The 25,385-nt window shown below is 36.1% G+C and carries 18 protein-coding genes; 4 read left to right on the forward strand and 14 right to left on the reverse strand.

Annotated elements, in window-relative coordinates; translation table 11 throughout:
- Genes RUH95_RS17380 through RUH95_RS17390 form a run of 3 tightly spaced genes read right to left on the reverse strand, consistent with a single transcriptional unit; the run spans position 1 to position 4,587 of the window.
- Positions 1-1,635, reverse strand: coding sequence for an ATP-binding protein (locus RUH95_RS17380; protein WP_313894162.1), 1,635 nt, complete (start codon positions 1,633-1,635; stop codon positions 1-3).
- Complete coding sequence (locus RUH95_RS17385) at positions 1,632-3,758, reverse strand: Mu transposase C-terminal domain-containing protein (protein ID WP_313894163.1); 2,127 nt, start codon at positions 3,756-3,758, stop codon at positions 1,632-1,634. The genes RUH95_RS17380 and RUH95_RS17385 overlap by 4 nt, the downstream gene beginning before the upstream one ends.
- On the reverse strand, positions 3,739-4,587 hold the full coding sequence (locus tag RUH95_RS17390) for a TnsA endonuclease N-terminal domain-containing protein (RefSeq protein WP_313894164.1): 849 nt from the start codon (positions 4,585-4,587) through the stop codon (positions 3,739-3,741). The genes RUH95_RS17385 and RUH95_RS17390 overlap by 20 nt, the downstream gene beginning before the upstream one ends.
- A gap of 574 nt (positions 4,588-5,161) precedes the next feature.
- Between RUH95_RS17390 and RUH95_RS17395 the strand changes: the two genes are divergently transcribed.
- From RUH95_RS17395 to RUH95_RS17410, 4 genes are all read left to right on the forward strand, one after another.
- Positions 5,162-7,279: an ATP-dependent nuclease gene (locus RUH95_RS17395; RefSeq protein WP_313894165.1), complete on the forward strand. Its 2,118-nt coding sequence runs from the start codon at positions 5,162-5,164 to the stop codon at positions 7,277-7,279.
- Entirely contained in the window at positions 7,266-9,140 is a 1,875-nt protein-coding gene (locus RUH95_RS17400) for a UvrD-helicase domain-containing protein (RefSeq protein WP_313894166.1), read from the forward strand. Before RUH95_RS17395 ends, RUH95_RS17400 begins: the two co-directional genes overlap by 14 nt.
- 126 nt (positions 9,141-9,266) lie before the next feature.
- The gene (locus RUH95_RS17405) at positions 9,267-9,728 is read left to right on the forward strand and encodes a hypothetical protein (RefSeq protein ID WP_313894167.1); all 462 of its coding nucleotides are present in this window, start codon (positions 9,267-9,269) and stop codon (positions 9,726-9,728) included.
- A 389-nt stretch (positions 9,729-10,117) separates the two neighbouring features.
- Positions 10,118-11,017 carry a Shedu immune nuclease family protein gene (locus RUH95_RS17410; protein ID WP_313894168.1) on the forward strand — a complete coding sequence of 300 codons (900 nt, stop codon included), beginning with the start codon at positions 10,118-10,120 and terminating at the stop codon, positions 11,015-11,017.
- 762 nt (positions 11,018-11,779) lie between these two features.
- On the opposite strand, the gene glmS is transcribed toward RUH95_RS17410, so the two are convergent.
- The 11 genes from glmS to glmM form a co-directional block, all read right to left on the reverse strand.
- On the reverse strand, positions 11,780-13,582 hold the full coding sequence (gene glmS / locus RUH95_RS17415; RefSeq protein WP_313894169.1) for a glutamine--fructose-6-phosphate transaminase (isomerizing): 1,803 nt from the start codon (positions 13,580-13,582) through the stop codon (positions 11,780-11,782).
- Between the two features lie 558 nt (positions 13,583-14,140).
- Positions 14,141-14,668 (reverse strand): chromate transporter, encoded by a 528-nt coding sequence (locus RUH95_RS17420; RefSeq protein ID WP_313894170.1) that lies wholly within the window; start codon positions 14,666-14,668, stop codon positions 14,141-14,143.
- The gene (locus RUH95_RS17425) at positions 14,665-15,228 is read right to left on the reverse strand and encodes a chromate transporter (RefSeq protein WP_313894171.1); all 564 of its coding nucleotides are present in this window, start codon (positions 15,226-15,228) and stop codon (positions 14,665-14,667) included. The genes RUH95_RS17420 and RUH95_RS17425 overlap by 4 nt, the downstream gene beginning before the upstream one ends.
- A 26-nt stretch (positions 15,229-15,254) precedes the next feature.
- Entirely contained in the window at positions 15,255-16,859 is a 1,605-nt protein-coding gene (locus RUH95_RS17430; protein WP_313894172.1) for a gamma-glutamyltransferase family protein, read from the reverse strand.
- A 30-nt stretch (positions 16,860-16,889) separates the two neighbouring features.
- Positions 16,890-17,891, reverse strand: a complete 1,002-nt coding sequence (locus tag RUH95_RS17435) for an ABC transporter ATP-binding protein (RefSeq protein WP_313894173.1) — start codon at positions 17,889-17,891, stop codon at positions 16,890-16,892.
- The gene (locus tag RUH95_RS17440) at positions 17,866-18,870 is read right to left on the reverse strand and encodes an ABC transporter ATP-binding protein (RefSeq protein ID WP_313894191.1); all 1,005 of its coding nucleotides are present in this window, start codon (positions 18,868-18,870) and stop codon (positions 17,866-17,868) included. The genes RUH95_RS17435 and RUH95_RS17440 overlap by 26 nt, the downstream gene beginning before the upstream one ends.
- A gap of 8 nt (positions 18,871-18,878) precedes the next feature.
- On the reverse strand, positions 18,879-20,432 hold the full coding sequence (locus RUH95_RS17445) for an ABC transporter substrate-binding protein (protein WP_313894174.1): 1,554 nt from the start codon (positions 20,430-20,432) through the stop codon (positions 18,879-18,881).
- A 20-nt stretch (positions 20,433-20,452) separates the two neighbouring features.
- A complete protein-coding gene (locus RUH95_RS17450; RefSeq protein WP_313894175.1) occupies positions 20,453-21,349 on the reverse strand; it encodes an ABC transporter permease in 897 nt (298 codons plus the stop codon).
- 16 nt (positions 21,350-21,365) lie between these two features.
- Complete coding sequence (gene nikB / locus RUH95_RS17455; RefSeq protein WP_313894176.1) at positions 21,366-22,307, reverse strand: nickel ABC transporter permease; 942 nt, start codon at positions 22,305-22,307, stop codon at positions 21,366-21,368.
- 988 nt (positions 22,308-23,295) lie between these two features.
- Positions 23,296-23,745: an Lrp/AsnC family transcriptional regulator gene (locus RUH95_RS17460; RefSeq protein WP_313894177.1), complete on the reverse strand. Its 450-nt coding sequence runs from the start codon at positions 23,743-23,745 to the stop codon at positions 23,296-23,298.
- Between the two features lie 258 nt (positions 23,746-24,003).
- On the reverse strand, positions 24,004-25,356 hold the full coding sequence (glmM, locus tag RUH95_RS17465) for a phosphoglucosamine mutase (protein ID WP_313894178.1): 1,353 nt from the start codon (positions 25,354-25,356) through the stop codon (positions 24,004-24,006).
- Positions 25,357-25,385: the final 29 nt, after the last annotated feature.

The following is a 25,385-nucleotide window of genomic DNA, read 5'->3' on the forward strand; positions in this document are numbered from 1 at the left end:
CTAAAATAGTTTATTATCCAAGAGTGGGGCTATTATTAATCCTTTTCCTACTAAGGAATCGTGAGCTGATTTCCTCTCTTTCCTACCATTATCAACAATTTTAAGAATTATATTCGATGAACGCTTATTTTTAGAATTATTATCAATTGCTTTTTTAGATGCCATACGTTCATTAATAAGAGTTAAAGCTGCCTGGACTGCCTCTTGTGGTGTGATTTCCTTATTTTCCTTAATAATTTTTTTTGCTGTCATTTCTGCCAACTTATCATTTATATCAAGATTCATTAATGTGAGAGTTACTATTTGCAGAACAGACAAATCTTTTTGTTGCCTTTTTTCCGCTATTTTCTCTTTCTCTTTGCTTATCCTTTCTCTCATATTTATTGGGGTTTCTCTTTGCAAAAGAAAATCTTCAATATCAAAAGGGGTTATATCATCATATCTTACGATATCCTCTAATCTTCCTTCTCTTAAAGCCTTTAGCATAGGTTGCAGCATTTTCAAATATTTTTCGCCAACTATTTTTATCATGTTAGGAGAAATTTTATCATATCCTTCCTCCATTGCATAAGACTGTGCCAACATAAATAATTTAACTGCAATATCTACTATTCCTTGGCTTTGATCATGAATTAATTCCATCCATTCTTTCGTTAACTCAACTTTCTCCTTAGTCCATTGATATGTCCACATTCTACTAAGTAAGACTTCCCAATTATCATCCATCTTCATTTGTTCCCAGATTAACTCACCATGGCCACCAGCTCTCCTAGCTTGTCGAAAATTAACTTGGAGTAATCGCTTTGCTTTAGTCGTCCCGATCAACACTATCGGAATTCCTATTTCATTTACTAAGGTAACCAAAAAATTCATCATACTACTTGAAACTTCCGACTTTGCTGTTAACATATGCTGAATCTCATCAATAACTAATACCCCTAGACAATGTGCCCTAGCTAATTGTCCTATATATATAATTAGATAACTTAATGATTCTCGTTTGTGACCCTGTTTAAAATAGTTTGTCCCTAAAGCCTCATCAATCTTTGTAATAAAATCTAAACATAACGTTTTTGGAGATCCATCATTTGGGCAGTTTAGTTTTAACCATGGTATCTGCATTATATTTAATGGGTATTTATGAATTATGACTTTAGGATAGAGAGATAGTATCCTCTCAATCGCTGATGATTTCCCCATTCCAGAAAAACCGATTATAGATAAGCTTGAAGCTGTTTTTCGAATGTCTGGTGGGAGTCCTATTGGTTCTTTTTTTTCTAATCTTCGATGCATTTCAATTAAGGTTTCAGCATGTGATTTGTTTTGAGGATTTCTATACATATACCCACTTCTTAATAATCCTGAAAAACGTGCTTCTAACGTCAATGTTTGTTCCAGTGGTTGATAAAATCGAGTTAGTCTCAAAAGTGCATGGTAACGATACTGGACGGATAGATTATTTTCTCTTTTGTCATATTCTGGGAGATAGCGTAGTTGTTCATAAGCCTCATCAACAGAAAGCATAGGAGGAAGTGCTTCGATTAAGGGATTTCCCCGATAGTCTGGATTATCTTGTTCGGTATATTCCGCACTAATTGCATATTCTCCGTTTTCTAATTTAATTAGCTTTTTCATTTATCATTTCTTCCTTCGTTTGCAAATAATTGTTTAATTGATATTATAGATGAATTCTTCTCGTTATTATTTTCAACTTGTATTATGGCACTAATCTTTTTTTGATTATTAATTTGTAAGTTAAATCCTTCTTCCTCACTTCTTTGAACTCGCTCTTCTCGTCTATTATCCTTTATATTTTTCGTTCTTTTGGACTTACTTAGCGTTTTGTCCAACTTTTCCTCTTTGTTCTTATTTGCAGCTTTTACAATACTCTCGATATCAGAGTAAAAATTAAGTTCATTTTCTAATCGACTATGTTCAGTGTCTTTCATATCGTTATTTTCAAATTCTAATAGTTGATCAATTTCTTCGATAGTCTTATCCTTATATCTCACTTGATGATCTAAAAGAGTGCACGGAATAAAAAGATCCTCATCATTGGAATGTAAATAAATAACATTCAAATCTCTTGGATCATATGAAAATTCTACCTTCCAACTTCCATCTCTCCTTGCTTTAGAAAACCATTGTTCATCGATCGCTCTAGGAGTGGTATAATACATTTTTTTATATCTAATTCCTTTTTCAGAGATAGTCACTTTATCTCGGGGTAATAAATAAAACTTTATTTTGTCGATATCATGTTTTTTAAGTTTGCCTGCAGCATTCTTTATTCCCCATTCCCAAAGCTTGATTGGTATAGGTTGGACGTTATCTTTTATTTGTTGCTCATTTCTAACATATTCTTTCATATAAAAATTATTGTTATAAAAAAGAATAAAATTAATTAAGATTTGTGTGTATTCTTCGATATTAAGGCTTGCTTCTAGCCGATAATCTTTTGCTCCTCTCTCACCATGATCTTTGTGTACATAGCCAGGTAGAAACGGTTTGATTTTTTCTTGTGAAGTATCGAATAGTTTTTCAACTATCCCTTTCCAGTCCGGGCGATAGGGAGGGGTATTACTAATGTTAGGACCTAATCCTTCAATCAAATGATCAACCCCGTGACTGGCTAATTCACCTCTATCACCAATGAAGTTATTTGGTAAATGCATAGACGGCCAAATATCTGTTGATATATTTATCCCAAACTTTTTACAGTATTCTTTTTTGTCCATACAGGCATTTACTATTGCACTCATCATAGCTTTCCAAGAGGCATTTTCTAAACCCACGTAAAGACCTACTATTAGATGTGTATACACATCTACGATGAAATAAGTGGTAGGTCGTCCGACAATCCAATTTGGGTTGAATCGATTGACTAAATATACGTTGCCCGGTGTTGCATCAATCTGATAAATATCTCCTGGTCCCTCTGTTTCCGCCGTAGAAGATCCTAATACGGCTCTATGGTTTTGTTCAAATTTCTTTAGACCTTCCCGTGCTATGGTGACTTTATCGTTTTTGTATTCTTTATTAAACCAGTAATAAAATTGCGTTTGAGAAGGTCTCTCTTCCTCCGGTTTAAGCACCAACCTTTCATTATTTGACTCGTCGAAGTATTTAAATTTTGTATAATAATCTCGGATCATCATCTTATAGGCAAAAATTAAAGATGGCTTTTTTAAGTTTAAGTAATACTTTTTTACGGATTTAGAAAACTGTTCCTTTATTTCTGCAGTTATTATGATTCCCTTGACTCCATTCTTGTTAGGTCTTCCTGTTTTTTTCTTATATTCTTTGTCTGTATTTGTAAAATTAAAGTCTGGAAAAACTGAATCTTTCACCATTCCTCTTTGCCAATACTTTCTTATATTTTTATAAAAGGTATTTTTGGATTTAATGTTATGCTTAATCATCGCTTCTTCAATTAATTTATAGCGATGACTCTTCTTGTAAATATCCGGTTCAATTCTTACTAAGTCTTTAATTATCATCCAAGTTTTATCTCTATGTTGAATATCTTTTTCTGTTGGCGACCTTTTTAATGCTACATTCTCATCTACTCGCAAGGTATATATTGCTGAATTGATTTGTTCTTCTATCTCCTTAGTAGTCATAATAAAAGGACTAGCATTAATAGCGGTAATATCTATTACATATGCAATTACATAACCACTATCAATCCATAAAATTCTATATGCTTTATCTGTATCAACTTCTACAATGAGTTCATTAACTGATAGAGCTACCATAATTTTTGTTAACACTCCTTTCATTAAAAATTATATCTGTCAGGTTTGTGTCATGGGGCTTTATTGGTTTTTCCATGTCGTATGTTTCAATATACTGGCGAGCATACAAATGTCTCATGTAATAAATACTCGAACCATCCTCGAGATTGTATAAAGAATCGAATTCACTACAACATGTAATTAACTGCTTTGTCGGATTCAACTTCAGCTCTCTGTATAAATAATCTAAGAAATGCAAACTCATTTCTTCCTCTTGATTATTTTCAAGATAGTAATATACATGGATATATTTCATATTTTTTACAAATTGAGTCGACATGACCTTTTCATCAATTACAGACCATTCTATATCCCTGTCTACCCAATATTGTCTTTCTATTTCTAGTTTCTCAAGGACACGAGGGTCTTCTAACTCACTACTAGGTTTTATAGAACGCGCAATTTGTATAATCTTATTGTCCACTCGGCTCGTTATAAGAAAATCAGTGGTCATAACAATATGTGTTTGAGTTGTAGTTTCAATGGAATGCTTAATGCCTTTATCAGAAGCTATTTTTAGGGTATCCTCACGCTCAAGCGGAAATTGCTCTCTTATATCTATCACTTTTTTACTCCATTCCAAGTAATAAAAATAAGATAGTTCTAAATCAGATAGAAAATGATGTATTCTATTGGTTTTCCAACCCCTTGGCCGATGTGATCTACCTCTACTTGGCACCTCATTAATTTTCAGCCACGGTTGGTAATGATTTAATTCACCAGAACCTCTACCTTCCTTATAAAACCTAGCAATTTTTTCTTCTGTCCATGTATATTTATTTACTGACAAAATATCACCACCAATCGACTTCTTTTCACTATTAATAACAAATATTCTGTCTATTTTCAAGTGACAGGCAATTTAAAATCGTTTTTTGTGAAAATATTTGTAAATGTTGAATTGGATAGGTAAGTTCTAAATATTTATATAATCAGATAGTTGGTTTTTAAAAGTTTCCGTTTACTCGCAATGTTCTTTTCATGTCTCTGTTAATATCCAGGTAATTCCGGCACTATTTCCTATACCTAATATCATTTTAGAATTTTTATCAACATATAAAACATTCCCCCACCATCATGATTAATGTTGGTGGGGGAGATGTTTTCGTATAACAACCAAGGCTGTGAAGGTACATGGAGGAATAAGGATTATCGGTCATTATTCTTCAAGAAGGTAAAGAAACTAATATAAATAGATATCTCGAGTTTAATGAAATTTAGATTAATACCACATTTATTAAGCGGATTTTTCTGGTGTCATCCCAGATTCTTATTTCCTTTATAGGAAAGTATTGTATACTCTTTATAATAACATTTAAATATAGTTCCAATTTATCAATATAGTTTATTAAGGAGGAAATATTTTGTACCTAAAGACTATCAGTTTAACAAATTTCCGGCAATTTTCTGTAAAGGAAGATGAAACTCCAGGAATTACGGTCCAGTTTAGTCCTAAATTCAATGTAATTGTCGGAGAAAACGACTCTGGGAAAACTGCTATCATTGATGCAATAAGATACCTTTTGGGAAGTATAAGTAATGATTTTGAAAAAATAAAGCAAGAAGATTTCTTTTGTTATGCAAAAGATAAATATACCGATAATTTTTATATTGAAGGTACCTTTACATCGCTATCAGATAAAGAAGCTGGTCTATTTCTAGAGTGGCTCTCTTTCGATGAAAATGGGGACTATGAACTGAGAGTTTCTCTAAAAGTTGAGAGAAAAAGAAATGATAACGGTCAAGAGTATATTGATCAGAGAATTCAAGCTGGAGAAAAAAATTTCGAGTTTCGTTTAAGTAGTAAGGCTCGTGATTTATTGAAAACTACATATTTAAAACCCCTAAGAGACGCAGATACCGAATTAAAACCTGGAATTCGTTCTAGGCTGGCACAAATCTTAAAAGTCCATCCAGCCTTTAAAAAAGAATCTAGTGAAACCAATCACAGCTTAGAACAAATAATGCAAGAAGCAAATGATAAAGTCGAGGGATTTTTTAAAGAAGATTATGTTGAAGACCATTCTCTAGTATCTGATATTGAAAGTTTACTAAGTGATTTTTATGACAATAAAGATCAAAATAAGGCAAAAACTAATTTTTCAGTATCATCAACTGATCTATCTTCTATATTAAGAAAATTAAGTATCAATACTGAAGATGTTAATTTGGGATTAGGTAATATGAATCTATTGTTCATAGCAACTGAACTTTTACTACTGAACGACTATGTAGAAAGCAGTGAGTTAGTAGGTCCCCATATCACATTGATAGAAGAGATAGAAGCCCACTTACATACACAAGCACAAATTAGATTAATTAAGTATTTGGAAGAAGAATTAGAATCAAATTCACAAAGAGCAGGTCAATTCATTTTAACCTCTCATAGCACAAATTTGGTATCTTCTATAGACCCTAAAAATATTATTTTTATACAGGGTAATGTAGCCTATCCCATGAGAAGAGAATTTTCCGAACTTGAAGATAACGATTTTGAGTTTCTAGAAAGATTCTTGGATGCTACGAAAAGTAATCTATTTTTTGCTAAAGGTGTGATATTTGTAGAAGGTGATTCAGAAATGTTGCTGATACCAGCTCTTGCTAACTTTATTGGGTACCCACTGCATAAGTATGGAATATCTCTAGTTAATGTAAGAGGAACATCTTTTGAAAGATATATTAAGCTGTTTTCAAGATCAACTTTGTGGAAAGAATCCATGAAACTACCAAGTATCACGACTCCAATAGCAATTATTACAGACATAGATGTTAAGCCTTGGGTTTATTATGAGCAAGAAGAAAAAAACAAAGCAATTTATTCAATTTTGAACGAAGAAGAATTGGATGAATTATTGACCATTTGCAATATATCAAGAGAAAAAATAATTGAAGAAAACATTGGAAACGAATATTCCACACTAAAAAAATTAGCAAACGACTTCAAATTTGAAATAAGTAGTCAGAATACTGACTACTTAGAAAAAATAGCAAAGAAAGAAATCACTCCGGAGTATATTAATGCTTGTTCAAGAGATAAGTTTAGACAAATTGAGGATAAATATGAAAAGTATGATGCAAATTTGAAATTATGTATAGCCCCCCAATGGACTTTGGAATACTGTCTTGCTTTAAGTTCACTTGCACCTATATTGTTAGAGGCTGTCCAAGAAATTCGCTACAAGAAGCCTTATGAAGGTAAACAGTATGAAGTGTTCCAAAGTTTAATGAGTGAATTTGATAAAGGGACTCTTGAAACAGAAAAAATAGCATATGAGATTTTTAAACCTATAAATAACAAATTGGTTTCAAAAGCTGAAGTTGCACAGACACTAGCTGTTAAGTTAAATAATTTAACCAAGGAAGAGGTTAAACATATGGAATGGAAGGAAAAAATCAATTGCGATGAAAATCTGAAATACCTTATTAATGCAATAAAACACACTTCAAGTATTATTGGAAGTGAGTCGAATGAAGATGAGTGAGAAGTGCTTAGCGGATATAACGCCTTTAATTTTACCAAACGGCTGTTCATTTTTCCCTCAACAAGTAAACGCAATAGAAGTCGCTGGCTCTGCCAATATAGTTGCTGGCCCTGGTTCAGGTAAAACCACTGTTCTAATTGCAAAATGTGCGCTGTTACTCTCTAAACAAAAGAGCACAGATAGAGGTATTTGTCTCATAACGCATACAAATGTAGCTGTTGATGAAATAAAAATGGGGCTAAAAAAAATTGGAATCAATGATGTTTCATATCCGAATTTTATTGGTACCATACAAGAATTTTTTAACAGTTTTTTTACGAGAAAGGCTTTCTACTTAGTTCACAAAGACAAACATTTTAGAGTGATTGATGATGAAGAATACAAAAAAAAGTTTGGCGCTTTATTCGATAAAAAAAAGCCTGATTGGTATACTTACCCGACTCCGAACATAACAAGAGCACTTCCAAAACTAATAATAAATGATGACTACTCTTACACGATTATAAGTCAAGCAAACCAAAGTTATAGATCTGAATTTAACGAGTGTCTGAAAATGTTATTTAATTGGGGTTTAGTAAATAACGAACAATGTTTGGAGCTCTCTAAATGGTATATAGAAAAAAATCAAGAGAAAATAATTAGTTCTATTAAACACAGATTCGAATATTTACTTTTGGATGAAGCCCAGGACACAAGTGAATTGCAGTATAATCTATTAAAAAAGCTTTTTTCTTCTCCAGATATCGTTTTTCAAAAGTTCGGTGATCCATACCAATCCTTATATAGTATTTTTGATGGCAATAGGGATGCTTGGAAGCCAAGTGAGGAATTTGAAAGTTGCGGTTTATCCTATGAAGAAATTTCGGAGACTTCTCGTTTTGGCTCAAGTATTTCAGAATTAGTTAAAAATATTTGTATAGAAAAATATGACACTTTTACTTCTTTAAATTTGGTTGATTCGTTCAATCCACACTATATAATTTATGAGAGCGAAAATGATTTACTTGAACAATATAAATCACTAATTAATTACTGTACTCTTCAATCTACCGAGTATTCGAAATCTCGAAAGAAAGATGCTATAATATCCGCTTTCCATGAAGATTTGAGTAGTATTTTTACTTCATATAATAAGCCTACTACTAAAGTTAGAAATATTGAAAGTATTGTAAGGAAATGCTACAACTTTTTTATTGACCTATTGTCTAAAGAATTGGATTTATCTTCTGATGATCTAATGAAAAAAGTTGAAGAGGAGCTTATTTATAAAGTGATTCTCAGTAAATGTGTTAAAGAAATTAATTCCGAAAATTTTATTGGGGATTTTATAATTTGGGATTTAGAAAGGATTATCCAAAAAATAACTGGTATTGAAGATGCGTGCTTTAAGAATATTGATGCTGAAGCACAAATAAAATATCTATATCACACAATTGTCAATACAAAAACAGAAAAGCAGCTTGAAACCACTGAAACTGAGAATCTAAATTTCAGTATTGGAACAATTCATTCAGCTAAGGGTGAGACCCACAGATCAACTATGTTGGTATTGAATACTGTCTTCAAAGATCGTACAATGAAACCAACTTATAGAATGATCGACTTATTAAAAGAATATTTAGTAGGCAAATACTCGGATCCCTATTCAGTAAAAGAGGACTTAAAAAGAGATGAAATGATAAAAAGTTTAAAACTTGCCTATGTTGCATTGAGCCGCCCAACCCATTTAGCAGTAATTGCAATACCAAATGAAATGATTTTCGGTCAAGAAGAACTAATTACTGAATTAAATGACAGTGGCTGGAAAAGTTTAGAATCTTACAAGAATGAAATTTTAGAGGATCTTATGACATCAGGCTGATTTCCCCAACTGATCAACGCGAATATTGATTTTACCGAATGAAAGCTTCTGGAAATCTGTGCTTGAAGAAATATCGTGAAAATGTATTAACTAGTAATAATATGATTCCAATATGGAGGTTTATCTATGAGCAAAAAAATAATTGAGCAAATGAAGAGATGGCCACGCAATTTGAGTACATCACAGGGAGGAGGGTTATCTACTTCCCAATATGGAGGGATGTCTACCTCCCAATACGGAGGCATGTCTACCTCTCAATACGGAGGCATGTCTACCTCCCAATACGGCGGCATGTCTACCTCCCAATATGGAGGTCTTTCTACCTCCCAATATGGGGGTCTTTCTACCGCACAATATGGAGGTCTGTCCACTGCTCAATACGGTGGTCTGTCCACTGCTCAATATGGGGGCTTATCGACATCCCAAGGAGGAGGTATGTCTACCTCTTCAGGTAATGTATACATGAGTAATATTCCACCTTGGCCAGTATTTGTAAGAGAGCTTGAGGAAAGAGGATATAATAATGAGGCTAATTTAATTCGGAGACATTTACCTGAGTTCCTTTGGCCAGAAAACTTCTTCAAATAATTCCATCTAATACAAGTATCTACTCATGTTGAAAATCATTAAGCAAGAGGGACACGATAGTTAAAAAACACACATTGATGAGCAGGTGCTACGTAGCCTGCTCTTTTTTATTAAACTAACGCAGCAGTTTAGTTTAAAAAGGAGAAGCACACTCTTTTGTTGAATAGAAATAAAGCACCTTTCTTTAATGAAAGGTATTGATTAAGAGGATTAATTTGTTCAATAGAATATTGGGAACGGAATATGGATGGAGAGTGATTTAAATGGGAATCGGTAATTTGGCACAAAAAGGAGTTGTAGTTATTTTTGTCGAAGTGTAGATGAAGATTAGTAATAAAAAGAAAAACAGAAAATTAGATAGTCGAGTTTAACTAAACTGGGAGAAAGTAGTGAATTATAATATGACTAGTAAAAATTCTATTTTTAAAAAACCTTACAACCTTATAGATAATGCTCCAAAAGTTATTGCATGGGAAGATTACGAAAGAAATTTACTTAAAGATTATGAGATCCTATTAAAAGAACATGGAGACGAAGAAGATGTTTTTCAAGAATTTTTTGAGAAAAACCCATCACTATTACCAGGAGCTTTTGGAATTTATGGTGAATCTGGTCATGCTCCATATAATAATGCTTTAATTACTCAACCATTACTTCAAGGTTTAACAACTAAAATACCTGATTTTTTGTGGATTGCTTCAGATAGTGGAACAATTTATCCAATTTTTATAGAGATAGAAAAACCTAATAAAAAATGGTTTAGAAACGATGGACAACCAACAGCAGAATTTACTCAAGCTCAAACTCAACTTAGTGATTGGAAAATGTGGTATTCAAATCCTAATCACCAAAGTCTTTTTTATCAGTATTACGACATAGATGGGGAAATAGCGAGGGGGAAAGCGATTAAGCCACAATTTGTTTTAATTTACGGGTCTAGAAGTGAATTTAGTGGGAAACCTGATTTAAATCAAAAAAGATCGCAATTAGTGCGAGAAAATGAAATATATATGACCTTTGATAGATTAACACCTAATATCAAAGCAAGAAATACCATTACTTGTAAAGTGAAAAATAGGAATTATGTTGCTAAATTTGTTCCACCAACATTTAGATTAGGGCCTGTATTTGCTGAGGAATTAAGTAAAATAGATAATAATGAAGAAGCTATTAATAATTCTCAAATAGATGATATTCGAAAAGAATTTCTTATTTCCAGACTTAAATATTGGATGGATTTTGGCAAAAGACAACCAAGAGGATTGAGAAATTCAGGAGATTGGGAATAAACCTTTTGTTATTCGAAGTAAGGCTGCGTTTTGTTAAAAATTCTCCTAACCAAAAAAACAGCAGTTCCCAAGTATATTGGAGCTGCTGATTTTTTATATTATCGGATTAAAGGCTTAGTAATTGTAAAGCGGCATTTTCCTGAAGCTACTCCTAAAAAAGGAAAGAAAAAACGCTCAGAGAAATATTCTCTAAGCGTTTTTTCATGTTATTTAAAATTAGAATGTTAATTCGTTATATTCAATCCACTTTTCTTTTTCGCGCTCTACCGCTCGGTTTTGCCATTCAAACCATACATATGCACATTCACTACAATGACTTTCTACACCACTATTATTGTGCATATCTCTACAGGTAAATAAGGTCTTTTTACGACAGTTGTAGCAATAAATTACTTTTTCATCACTTCTTATTATCAAAATTATCGTTCCCTCCATTATACAATATTTATTGTCTATTACTTGGCTACTTATACTTTAAACAAATAATTTAATAAATATATTGGATAGTTAATAACTTTGATGAAGGAATCATTCTTAAAGGTGTTTTAATGTTCTATATCTTTTTTGAACAACTTAATCATCTCCACACTTTTTTTATAAATATCAATAGACAAATGAAAAAAACTGGTTAGTTAATCTAACCAGTTTTTACGTCACGTTTGAGTTGTTCACGTCACGACTAAGTTGTATACGTCACGCTTGAGTTATTTACGTCACGATTGAGTTGTATGCAAACAACACAGTCCATATCTTACAATTCTATTATTCAACCGTAACCGATTTAGCTAAATTCCTAGGCTTATCAACGTCACAGTCTCTATGCAATGCTGCGTAATAGCTTATTAGTTGCAATGATACTACGGATACTAATGGAGAGAATAGCTCATGTACTTTTGGAAGTACGAAGCGGTCTCCTTCTTCATCGAAGCCTTCCATTGAAATAATGCATGGGTTTGCACCACGTGCTACTACTTCTTTTACGTTCCCGCGAATGTTCAGGCTAACTGCTTTTTGTGTTGCTAAAGCGAAGATTGGAGTACCGTCTTCGATTAGCGCAATTGTTCCGTGTTTTAATTCGCCTCCAGCAAATCCTTCTGCTTGGATGTACGAGATTTCTTTTAGTTTTAAAGCACCTTCAAGACTTACATAGAAGTCGATGTTGCGTCCAATGAAGAATGCATTGCGTGTTGTTGCTAAAAACTCTTTCGCGATCTGCTCCATCTCTTCTTTTGAATCGACAATCGCTTGCACTGCGTTTGCAGCAATACCTAGCTCTTTTACAACATCCATGTCTAATGTTTTACCTTGAGATTGTGCATATACAGAAGCTGTCACCATTAATACCGCAATTTGTGCTACATATGCTTTTGTGGATGCCACTGCAATTTCAGGTCCTGCGTGCAATAAAAGCGTATGGTCTGCTTCACGAGAAAGTGTTGATCCTGGCACATTTGTCATTGTGATCGTTGGGTACCCTTTTTCTTTTATTTTCACGAGTACTTGTCTGCTGTCCGCTGTTTCACCTGATTGTGTGATGAACAGAAATAATGGTTTCTTTGATAGCAGTGGCATGTTGTAGCCAAATTCACTTGAAATATGCACCTCTACTGGGATGCCTGCGATTTTTTCGAAATATTCTTTCCCGATTAACCCTGCATGATAACTTGTTCCTGCCGCAATAATGTATAGACGATCTGCGTCGTGCAATGCGTTTAAAATAGCTGGTTCAATCGAAAGTTCACCTTGTTCATTTTGGTATGCTTGAATGATTTTACGGATAACAGCTGGCTGTTCGTCCATTTCTTTCAGCATATAGTGTGGATACGTTCCTTTTTCGATATCGCTCATATCAAGCTCTGCTTTGTATGCTTCGCGCTCTACGATAGAGCCATCTAGTTTTTGGATTTCCACTGCATCCTTGCGCACAATAACGACTTCTTGGTCATGAAGTTCTACATATTGCTCTGTTACTTGAAGCATTGCCATTGCATCAGATGCTACTACGTTAAAGCCTTCACCAAGTCCTACAAGTAATGGTGATTTATTTTTCGCCACATAAATAGTGTTCGCATCTTCTTTATCTAGAAGTGCAAGTGCATATGATCCATGAATAAGATGCAATGTTTTTCGAAGTGCATCTACTGTAGATAAGCCTTCAGATGAAAACTTCTCGATTAATTGTACAATCACTTCTGTATCTGTATCAGAAGTCATTTCTATATTTGATAAATATGCTTTTTTCATTAAATGATAGTTTTCGATTACGCCGTTATGCACAAGCGTGAAACGTTTTGTTGTACTTTGATGTGGGTGAGCATTTAGTTGGTTTGGTACACCGTGTGTTGCCCAGCGTGTATGACCAATTCCAAGTTGTGCGTCTACATCTTCATCTACGACATCACGTAAGTCGGCGATTCGACCTTTTTCTTTAAAAACGACAACTCCTTCTTCATTTAACACAGCAATTCCCGCCGAATCGTATCCACGGTACTCTAATTTTTCTAATCCTTTTAATAATATTTCCTTAACGTCTGCTTCTCCAATATATCCTACAATTCCACACATTTTCTATTCCTCCGTTTACATTCAAGTCAAAATAAGCGTCCTATTTTTGCATAGGCGCTTTTTTAGATAAGAATGCCTTCTTTTCCCCTCTGTCACCCGATCACTCGAATGGTTTCTGAAAAAGAATTACAACCGGGCAAATACGGTCGGGAGGCATCCGCCGAATTTTCGATAACCTCCACCTCGTCTGCTGAAGATACATTTCCGTCCAATTTCTTCAGCTCTGGCGCTATAATTGTTTTCCTCATTTTTACGCGCGCTCATTTCCCTCCATTTCTACGCGGCTAGCTTGAGAGGTTAGACTTCTCAAAGGCAGCATATCCATCATACTTTTTCTGTAATTTTGTGTCAATAAAAAACATCTGAAGTTATGATGAATATTCTATTTTATGATAATGATAGATTATATGTGTAGGTTGGTACATAATCTATCCTTTTGGTTGAGATAGATCGATTTTTTGTAGAGATCGATCGATTCGACCGATTGTGCCCACTATTCAACCGATTCAACCTTCCCCCACGCAAAGTACCACGAACGCTAGGTCCGTGGTTCTTCATCTATCCAGTAATTGCTCCAAAAATTAAAGCTAAAACAATAACAAACGCAGGATGGACTTTGAACTTTTCTAATAGCAATAAACTTGCAACCATTAGAAATATCGTACTACCTAGTCCAATGCCAGCTACAGATTCTTGCGCAAATTGGATCGTCATAAATGCTAGTAAAATAGCAATTACAGGGCGAATCAGCCGCGTGAGGTTTTTTACTTCTGGCGCATCTTTGTATTTCATTAAGACTGCCATCATCCCAATCATCATAATAAGCGACGGGGCTACTGTTGCGAACAATGCGACAATTGATCCCAAAATGCCTGCTTCCTCGTACCCGATGTATCCGGCCATTTTCGTAGCGATTGGGCCTGGTAAAGAGTTCCCGATTGCGACTACTTCACTAAATTCTTGTGTATTCATCCAGCCGTACTTTCCGACAACTTCATGCTCGATTAGTGGTATAGAAGACGGACCTCCGCCATAGCCTAGAATTCCTGGTATAAAAAATGCGATAAATAGTTGCCAATAAATCATTCCTTTTTCCTCCTCTTCAACAAAGGTAAAAAGACAATGATAATGCATCCTAAAATGACGATAGCAGGATGAATATGTAGTACTTCCATTAGTACAGCTGATAAAGCTAATAGTAAAAGTGCTTTTAACCAACCAAAAGATTCGCTAGATTTTTTAATAAAGTCATATGTTAATACGCCAAGCATTACCGCTACTACAGGTACAACGGCAGCTGACATATTTTGTACCCACGGTATATCCTTATATGCTTGGATCAAACCTAAAAATAGAAGCATTAGCAATACAGTTGGAACGATCGATACGATAATAGCATTTATACAACCCCAAAAACCAGCAACACGATAACCGATGTAACCAGCCATTTTCGTGCCAATTGGTCCTGGCATTGTATTTGCTAGAGCAAGCGTATCTCCAAACTCTTCCTCATCCATCCATTTGTATTTTTTCACAACTTCCAAATGAACAAGCGGGATTGATGAAGGTCCTCCACCAAATCCCAACATACCTACGCGAAAGAAAGCTAAGCCAATATTTCGGTGAAGAACACGCTTCGGGTGCACGTTGGTGTCCTTCGAGGTTAGACGTTCTACCAAGCTGCAATTGCTCCGTCCGTTCGAGACTCTGTACCACCTTGGAGAACACCCGTTTCTGGATTTCTCCAGATTATTTGCCCACGCCCGAAGCTACCTGTATCCGCAGTGACATGAATATCATGACCTTTTCTTATTAAGCTTTGTACAAGATAGTTCGGGAATTCCGGCTCTACATGAACAGTTTTCCCTTTTATCCATTGCCATCTTGGCATATCAAGATTTGCTTGAGGGTTCAATAAATAGTCCACTGTATTGCTGACAACTTGGAAATGTCCCTGTGGCTGCATATAGCCGCCCATTACTCCAAACGGTCCAACTGCATGACCATCTTTCGTTAAAAAGCCTGGAATAATCGTATGGTAAGTACGTTTCCCTGGTTTCAGCGTGTTTGGATGTGACTCATCTAGGGAAAAATCATGCCCACGATTCTGCAAACCAATTCCTGTTCCTGGCACCACGATACCGGATCCAAAGCCCATATAGTTACTTTGAATATACGAAATCATATTTCCTTCCTCATCAGCTGCAGCTAAATACACTGTGCCTCCTTTTGGAAGTTCATACGGTTCCGGATTACTTGCACATTCACCAATTACTTTTGCACGTTTCTCTGCGTATTCGTCAGACAATAAATATTCTGTGCTTACTGGCATAAACTCAGGTTCTGTAATGAAAGATTGACCATCTGTGAATGCAAGTTTCATCGCTTCGATTTGCTCATGAATGGTATGTGCACTTTGCCATTCTGGTTTAGAAAGTTGCTCAAAAACATTCAATGCCATAAGAGCTACCATACCCTGACCATTTGGTGGTATTTCCCATACGTCATAGCCACGATAATTTGCAGACACAGGGTTTACCCATTCAGGTTTATACGTTGTTAAATCCTCTTTCGATAAATAACCATCGTGTTTTTTCATGAAAGCATCTATTTTATCCGCAATTTCACCTTCATAAAAATCACGAGCATTCGTTTCTCCAATAGCACGCAATGTTTTAGCATGACCTGGTGATGACCAAACTTCTCCTATTTCAGGTGCTCTTCCGTTTGGAGCAAATGTTTCAAACCAAGCGGAAAACTCTTCTGAAGTGAAAGTTTCTTTGAATTTATTAAATGCAGATTTCCAATACTTACCGAGGATTGGAGTTAACGGATAACCTTCTTCTGCATAGCGAATCGCTGGAATGAGCACGTCTTTAAGTGGAAGCTTGCCGAATTTCTCTGACAATGCTGCCCATGCCGCTGGAACACCTGGTACAGTAACTGGTATCACACCGTGTACAGGCATTTTTTCATGTCCTTTTTCTCTAATCGCTTCTGCAGAAATCGACTTTGGTGCTGGTCCTGATGCATTTAAACCATGTATTTGGTCTTTTGTCCAAATAAGTGCAAAGGCGTCTCCGCCAATTCCGTTAGATGTGGGTTCTACCACTGTAAGTGCCGCTGCAGTTGCAATTGCTGCATCAATGGCATTTCCGCCTTTTTGCAGAATTTCTAATCCAGCTTGTGCTGCCAGTGGTTGCGATGTTGCAACCATGCCTTTTTTAGCAAAAACAGTATGACGTTTTGCTGCAAATGGGTGGTTTAAGTAATCCATGATGATCCCCCTCTAATTCTTATTAATGTTTTATATTTTCGTACCTGCAAAGTGACATGCTGCAAAATGTCCTTCTTCAATTTGCTCCCATGCCGGCTTTTGACTTTTACAAATATCTTGTACAATCGGACATCTCGTATGAAATGGACAGCCTGTTGGTGGATTTGCCGGATTAGGTAAATCTCCTTGTAGGCGAATTCGTTTTTTATTGGCATGAACAGATGGTCTTGGAATTGCCGATAAAAGTGCCTGTGTATACGGATGGATTGGATTTGCAAATAGATCTTTCACTGTCCCTAACTCCACTGTGTTACCTAAGTACATTACTAGCACACGATCACAGAAATAACGAACTACACCAAGATCATGTGAAATAAACAAATACGATAAATTATACTTTTCTTGCAATGTTTTTAGTAGTTTTAGAACTTGTGCTTGTACTGATACATCTAGGGCAGAAACCGCTTCATCACAAATAACAAATGAAGGATTTAACGCTATTGCCCGGGCAATACCGATACGTTGTCTTTGCCCACCACTAAATTCATGAGGGTAACGATCAAAATGCTCTTCTTTTAATCCCACTTCTTGCAACAAATCAATTACTGCTGAACGTTTTTCTTTTGCAGACATATTTGTGTGCATCGTAAAAACTTCCTCAAGTGCATTTCCGATTCGTTGTCTAGGATCTAAAGAAGCAAATGGATCTTGAAAAATCATTTGCATTTCTTTCACAAACTTCAACTTTTCTTTACGTTTTAAGTTTTGGATTTCCTCGTCACGGAAGTAAATTTTTCCTTCCGTTAACTCTTCAAGCCCTAAAATTGCACGTCCAAGTGTCGACTTACCACAGCCCGATTCTCCTACAACCCCTAAACTTTCACCTTCAAATAAATGAAGGGAAACATCTTCGACAGCTTTTACATGTCCTTGAACACGTTTTAATACGCCACCTTTAATAGGAAAATACTTTTTAACACCTTTTAATTCGAGGAGAATTTTCGGATCAGCTTTTGGCAATTGATTGACCATGGTTAACATCCTCCTCTGCATGTAACCAACAACTTACGATATGTTCTTGGCCTAAATCAAATACTGGTGGTGCTTCTTCACGACATTTATCCGTAGCAAATTTACAGCGTGGATGAAATCTACATCCTTGAATTTGTTCTTGTAAGCTTGGAAGAGAACCGGCTATTGGCTCTAATACAAAATCCGGGTCGTCTACGTTTGGCACTGAGTTTAGTAGTCCAATTGTGTAAGGATGTTTTGGATGATCAAAAATCTCCGCAACTGGTCCTTCTTCAATTTTCTTTCCAGCATACATGACCATTACTCGGTCTGCTACTTCAGCTACAACACCCATATCATGCGTAATTAACATTACTCCCATATTAAGCTTTTCTTTTAATTCATTGATCAAATCGAGAATTTGAGCTTGGATCGTTACATCAAGTGCAGTTGTTGGTTCATCCGCAATTAGCAATCCCGGATGACAAGCAAGAGCAATTGCAATCATGACACGTTGCCTCATCCCACCACTTAGTTCGTGTGGATACTGATTCATACGTTTTTCAGGGTACGGGATTCCTACCTGCTCCAACAATTCAATTCCTTGTTTAGTCGCTTCGCTTTTACTTAACCTATGGTGTAGAAGTAACGGTTCACGCAATTGATACCCTACTGTTAAAACTGGGTTTAAAGCAGTCATCGGTTCTTGAAAAATCATTGAAATTTTAGTTCCACGCATTTTTCTAATTTCTTCATGAGGTAAGTTATGAATGGCTTGCCCTTCATACTTCACTTCTCCACTTGCAATCTTTCCATTGCTCGGAAGTAAGCCAATGACCGATAGAGACGTTATACTTTTACCGCAGCCCGATTCTCCAACGATACATAATGTCTCTCCTTTCGCAATCGAAAAGGAGACATCTCGCACAGCTTGGACTGTTCCATCTGCTGTGCGAAATTCAGTTACTAAATTATTCACTTCAAGTAATGTCTCCTGCATCATCTAACCTACTCTCCAATAACGTTTTTTAAGTACCATTTGCCGTTTGGATCTAATTCTAGACCTTTATACGCTTTGTCTAATGCTGCTGTAACAATTCCGTGATACATAACGACAACTGCATTTTCTTCAATCATCATTTTATTTGCTTGATCTAATAATTCTAGACGTTTAGCTTGGTCTGTTGTTGTGCGAGACTGTACAACTAACTCATCAAAAGCTGGGTTGCTATATTGTGCACGGTTAGAAGAGCCAACATTATCGCTGTGGAAGTTTGGATATAATAACTCAGATCCATCTCCCGTTACATTCGACCAGCTTAAGAATGTAAGGTCATACTCACCTTGACGAGCTGTATCTAAAAACGTCGCCCACTCCATTGATTCGATTTCTACTTTAAATCCAGCTTCTGTTAATTGTGCTTGTGTAATTTCAGCCATCAAAATAAAGTTCGCTCTATTTGCTGTTAGTAATTTAATCGTACGATCACCATAGCCATTTTTCGCTACTAATTCTTTTGCTTTTTCTAAATCATACACAGTACCTGCTTTGTCTGCTGATGAATCATATCCAAATACTTTCGGACCAATAACGCTATCACTACGAACGCCAAGTCCATTTAATTTTGAAACAAATGCATCACGGTCCATCGCCGCTGCAACTGCTTCACGGAACTCAGGATCTTGATTCGTTTCTCTTAGATGGTTAAATGCTAAGTAATACACTGGTGAACCTTCGATTTCTTCAATGTTAATCGTATCAATAGATTCTAGTCGCTTAATTTGTTCTGTTGGTAAATTGTCAATAAATTGCACTTCACCTGTTTGAAGCATAGATATTGCCGTTGAGATTTCAGGAACTACTTTAAAAACTACTTTCTTAACTGCTGGTGCTCCATCCCAATATTCTTCATTCGCTTCTAAAGCAATTTGGTCGCCTGGTGTCCAACTAACAAACTTGAATGGGCCAGTTCCTACTGGATCTTTCATTAAATCTTGTTTTTGATCAGCTGTTGGGCTTACAATTGCTGCATTTGAATGCGATAAAGATGCTAAAAATGCACCGTAAGGATATTTTGTTTTGATTTCTACTGTGTTTTCATCAAGTACGTTAATAACATCAACTGGCTCCATTAAAGAGGCACGAGGTGCTGCAGTTGCTGGATCACGTAGTTTATCAAATGTGTACTTTACTGCTTCTGCGTTAAAAGGCGTTCCATCATGAAACTTAATACCTTCTTTTAGTTTAATAACCCATGTATTTTCATCTGGGTTTTCAAATGACTCTGCTAATTTAGGTTCAAATTCCATCGTTTCTACATTACGTGTAAATAATTGCTCATACACTTGTTCCGTTACATTCGCTGATGGTGAATCATTCATTAAAATTGGTGATAATCCAACTGCATCTGAAGTAGATGCGTAAGTGAATATTTTATCACTTGCTGTACTTCCGCCTTTATCTGTTTCTTTTGGTGCTGAAGCTGATTCTCCATTTGAACATGCTGCTGTTAATACTAGTAATGCACTGAATAGTATCGCTAACCAAAATTTCTTTTTCATTTTCGTTCCCCCTGTTTGTTTTAATGAATATCCATGTTTGGATCTAATGCATCTCTTAATCCATCTCCTACTACGTTAAAAGCAAAAACCGTTAACATAATTGCAATACCTGGAATAATCGTTAAATGCGGAGATGTCCACATAAAGTTTTGCCCTTGTGAAATCATCGCACCCCATTCTGGTGATGGTGGTTGTGCACCTAATCCTAAATAACTTAGTGAAGCGGTAGATAATATCGCAGTTCCCATTCTCATCGTCGCAAATACAATAATTGGTGCTGTTGCATTCGGTAATATATGTCGAATCATTATGCGAAGGTCTGATGCTCCTAGTGATTTTAACGCCATAATATACTCTTTTTGCTTAATCGACAAAACCGAGCCTCGAACAATACGCGCACAACTTGGAATGGACCAAATACTAATTGCAATTGCTACATTTATAAGACTAGTACCTAAAATCGCAATGATTAACATCGCCAATAAAATACCTGGAAATGAAAACAGTAAGTCTACAATCCGCATAATAATTCCATCTAGCTTCTTATAATAACCACCTAACAATCCAAGTACGATACCTCCGATAAGTCCAAGTGAAACTGCAGTAAACCCTACAAGTAATGAAATCCTTGCACCGTGTACAATTCGTGACCATACATCTCGTCCGTAGTTATCAGTGCCTAGCCAGTGACCTTCTGAAAACATTGGCAATTCACTTGCAACTAGGTTTTGCTTTATCGGATCGTGCGTTGCAATAAGTGGTGCAAACACCGCCATCCCAATCTGACAAAGGATTATGATAATACCTATGACTGCCAGCTTGTTTTTCAAAAGTCGTTTTAATGTTGTGACGTAGTTTTTTTCTTTTTTTCTCTTCACAGATGTTTTGACATCCGTTACTAAAACCGTGTTCGTCATAAGGAACCTCCTTCCATCAGTCGTAGCTAATTCGTGGATCAATAAATGTGTAGATTATATCTACAAGTAAGTTAACAACTACAAACAATGTCGCTACTAGTAACACGGAAGCTTGAACCATTGGGAAATCCCTCATTGCAATTGCATCGACCATTAGTCGACCTACCCCATTTATCGCAAAAACTTTTTCTGTAATAATCGTTCCACCAAGTAAAGCACCAAAGTTTAAACCAATGACTGTAATAACTGGAATCATCGCATTTTTTAATGTATGTACCCATATTACCGTGCCTTCTTTTACCCCTTTGGCTCTAGCCGTTCTTACATAGTCAGCTTTAATCACTTCTAAAATGGATGATCTTGTCATTCGAGCAATCATTGCAGCTGAGCCTGTTCCAAGAGTAATTGCCGGAAGTATTAATTGTTTAAAGCCCTCTGTTGTATAAAAGGGAGCTGATAACCCTCCGACTGGAAGCCATTGCAAATTGACGGAAAAGATTAAAATAAGTATCGCTCCTAACCAGAAGTTAGGAATTGAAATTCCTGCGAGTGCAAAAGTTGTCGATGTTACATCTAACCAGGAATTATGTTTCAAAGCTGATATTAATCCAGCTATTATTCCGATAATTATTGCCACAACCATACTTGCAATTGCGAGCTTTAATGTATTTGGAAAACGTATAGCAATAGCTTCAGATACAGATTGTTTCGACTGATACGAATAGCCAAAATCTCCTTGTACCGCATTTTTCACATATCGACCATATTGAACGAGGAAAGGATCATTCAAACCTAAGTTGTCTCGAATGGCTTCTAAATCCGATTCCGTCGCAGTAGGTCCACCGACCATAGTTGCTGGATCCCCCGGGGCTATGTACATCGATGAAAAGACAAGAAATGAAATACCAAGTAATAAAAATACAAGTTGTACGCCCCTTCGTACGATTAAAGCAATCATAATTTCCCCCACTTCCTTTCGAATGTTAACTATTTTTTCGTTTTTGGTTAACAAACGTTTGTTATTTGTTAATTGTGATTATAAAACAATTAAATACAAAAAGCTACATGAATATTCAAATTAATTTATATTTTTTGATTTTCATTACATTTAGAATATTTTAAATCCATTATCAATTACGTTTTGCATATAAAATGACCATTTTTTATACACTTTGTCCATATTCATCCTATAATTACTGAAACCGTTTTCAATCACTTCGAGTATAGAAGTAAATAAAATAAAAAAACCGGGCAAAATGACGCCCGATTCTTTAAAGGTAAAACATTTTAACGACACAATTTCCGGCTCGCTCCAGGCTTCACATTAGTCCATACGATGAACGGTTAAATTTTTAAAGCTTGTTGGAATTGGCTGCGCCGCTTCCAACAAGCTTTTTCATCGGTCATCGTATGGCAAATGTTCACCTTCCGCTCGCCAGAAACTTCAGAGCCAAGTAGTTAAATACTTTTGGCAAAAGAAGAAGCAAGTAACATTCTATATCTTTTGAAACCGCCAAAGATGCAATTTTGGCGGTTCTTGTATGTTTTTACAAAGTGACACTTCTACATTTGAACAGAAAGTGGAGAAGTAGATGACAAATTTACTTTGTACAAAAATTGTTGGTCTATTTATAACTAGAAGTGTTGATGAATTTCTTCTCTTCTTATATAAAATGGCTTAAGTAGAAGGTGCATGAATACATTTCCATATGCAGGAAGGATGTAGTGAAAAGCGGCGACACCAGTGGGAAAAGCGCGAGTTGAAAACCCTGGACTGAGTGGAGCGAAACTTTGTTTTGCGACTAGTAACCGCAGGAGCACAGGAAGCGGCTGAAGCCGTGCCCCACGGTACGCGTCCGCTTGTAACGAAATCCACTCCCTATCCTTTTTTATTCTTTCAAAAAAACCAAGACATTCTCTTATGGAATGTCTTGGTTTCTCTATTTTTATAACTTTAAGCCGCTTCTGCTTTTAAATCTTCTTAGCAAAATGTGACTCTCTACTCTAGTAATACCTTCCAATGCATAAAGCTCTTCATTGATAAACTTTTCCAGACTTACAAAATCATCTACCAGCACATGCATATGTAAGGTTGATGGTCCGGTCATTTGGTAACAACTTGAGACACTCGGATTATTCGAGAGTTTTTCAGCAACTTCAACAAGTGAAGATGGCTCACAATCTACTTCGAAAAAACCTGAAACCCCTTTTCCAACCTTTTCCGAATTAATAACAACAGTAAATCTCTCAATTACTCCATCCTCTTGTAATTGATGCACACGCTCTCGAACAGCAACCCTTGATAAGTTTAGCTCTTTGCCAATATCCACATAAGACAAACGTCCATTCGCGGTTAATAGCTCTAAGATACGTCTATCAGTAGCATCTAGCCTCATACAAATTACACCCACTTTCTCCCATGTAATGATATTATACGAGATACTCTTTCATATGGGAAGTACATTTAATAATTTGCCGACAATATGTAATCAATTTAATCGGAATATCCCCGATAGTAAGGTTTACATAAATTAATTTATAAAAATCGACCGATTATTCATGGGATTCAACCGATTTCCCCAGCTATTCGACCGATTCTACTTTTCTCCAACAAAAAAACACCATGAGTCCATGGTGTTTTCGCTTCACTTATTTTATTCAACTAAGCCCATTTCTGCTCTTACTACGTCAGCAATGCGATTCACATAGTTTTCGCAATCTTCTTCTGTAACTGCTTCTACCATGACACGCACAAGTGGCTCTGTACCAGAAGGGCGCACAAGCACACGGCCATTGCCAGCCATTTCTGCTTCTACTTCACTAATCATTGCAGCTACTTTATCATTTTGCGTTACGCCATTTTTATCTGTAACGCGGATATTAACTAGTCTTTGTGGGAAAATGGTCATTTCAGATGCTAGTTCTGAAAGTTTTTTCCCAGTAATTTTCATAATATTTACTAGTTGTAAACCTGTTAATAAGCCATCGCCAGTCGTATTATAGTCTAAGAATACGATATGTCCTGACTGTTCTCCACCTAGGTTAAAGCCATTCTTTTTCATCTCTTCTACCACATAACGATCACCAACTGCTGTTTTCACGCTTGTCATTGCATGCTCTTCTAACGCTTTATAGAAGCCCATGTTACTCATAACAGTCGAAACAACCGTATTATTGTTTAAACGACCTTCTGCGTTTAGATGCTTTGCACAAATATACATAATTTGGTCTCCATCTACGATCGTTCCCTTTTCATCTACTGCGATTAAGCGGTCTCCATCTCCATCAAATGCTAGTCCGACGTTTGCACCTTTTTCCAATACAAATTTCGCTAACCCTTCTGGATGTGTCGAGCCCACGCCTTCATTAATATTTAAACCATTTGGTGAAGCTCCCATTGTCGACAAGTCTGCTTCTAAATCTGCAAATAAATGTGTCGCAAGAGATGATGTTGCTCCATTTGCACAGTCTAATGCAACATGGATTCCATCGAATTCTTCATCAATTGATTGTTTCAAATACTGAATATATTTTTGTCCACCTTCAAAATAATCTGATACAGTTCCAACGCCTGCTCCTGTTGGACGTGGAAGCTCATCTACAGCAGCGTCTAATAGCTGCTCAAATTCCGCTTCTTGTTCGTCTGAAAGTTTAAACCCATCCGAGCCAAAAAACTTAATCCCGTTATCAGCTACTGGATTATGAGATGCTGAAATCATCACACCTGCTTCTGCACTCATCACTCTTGTTAAATAAGATACCCCTGGAGTACTAATAACACCAAGACGCATTACTTCCACACCAACAGAAAGAAGTCCTGCTACAAGAGCACCTTCTAGCATATGACCAGATATGCGTGTATCGCGACCAATTATAACTTTCGCACGATTTTCAGCATCCTTTGTTAAAATATACCCACCAACACGACCTAATTTGAATGCAAGCTCTGGTGTTAACTCTGAGTTTGCAACACCTCTAACACCGTCTGTACCAAAATATTTACCCATTCTTATCTTCTCTCCTTAAAAGCCAGTTG

Origin of the sequence: Psychrobacillus sp., from assembly GCF_032154225.1 — a bacterium.
Classification (GTDB): Bacteria; Bacillota; Bacilli; order Bacillales_A; family Planococcaceae; genus Psychrobacillus.